This is a genomic window from Psychrobacter sp. T6-1 (assembly GCF_052258445.1).
The window spans coordinates 1-729 of record NZ_JBQQFC010000688.1 but is presented as its reverse complement, the minus strand read 5'-3'; the positions used below and the strand labels follow the sequence as shown (position 1 = coordinate 729).

Genomic DNA, 729 nt, shown 5'->3' with positions numbered 1-729 from the left:
TGACGGGCGCGAATACCATTGATATTAAAGCTAACAAAACGGGTCATACTTTATCCTATATAAATAGTGAGGCGATATATCAGCCAGATAACTTACTCACCTACCCGGCCAACTCAAATACTGTCCGTATCATAACAGAATTGCGCGCCGCTATCTGTTGCACGCCTCTATTAGGTAGGCTAAAGTAGCTATATTAATCAAACTATACATAGAGAACTTTATGAGCAAAACTGAAAATATAGTAGCCTCTAATAATGATAAAGCGTCACTTAAGCCTTTATTTGCCACCGACTATCATATCTATATCAATCATACTGACGCCGGCGGCATCGTTTATCATGCCAATCATTTGGTGTTCTTTGAGAACTGTCGCCGTGATTGGTTTACCAAAATAGGTATCAATGGCTATTTTTTGCAAAATGATAGCGGACAAGTGCAGCACTTCGTGGTTAGTCAAGCGGCGCTTAATTACCGCCAAGCGATATATTTAGACGAGATCATCGATGTGCGCATTGATAAAGTCGAGCTAAAACCTGCCAGTATTATTTTTTATCAAACTATCTATCGCGCAAAGAGCAATACGCTGTTGAGTAGTGCCAAAATTGTTATTGCTTGCGTGCAAAACCAGTTGAGTGCTAGCGCTGCGACGTCTACAAAAGCTGATACCAACGCAGTGACTCCAGTTGCCAATGTCACCTCTATACGACCAGTACGCGTGCCAAAAAGTCT

At 41.6% G+C, this 729-nt stretch carries 2 protein-coding genes; both read left to right on the top strand.

What is annotated here, in order from left to right; genetic code table 11:
* Positions 1–188, top strand: a 188-nt coding sequence (locus ACTXGO_RS15415) for a hypothetical protein (RefSeq protein ID WP_443575134.1), incomplete at its 5' end; no start/stop codon positions are given.
* Positions 189–220: 32 nt separating this feature from the next.
* The coding region (locus ACTXGO_RS15410; RefSeq protein WP_443575133.1) for a thioesterase family protein at positions 221–729 on the top strand (509 nt) is incomplete at its 3' end.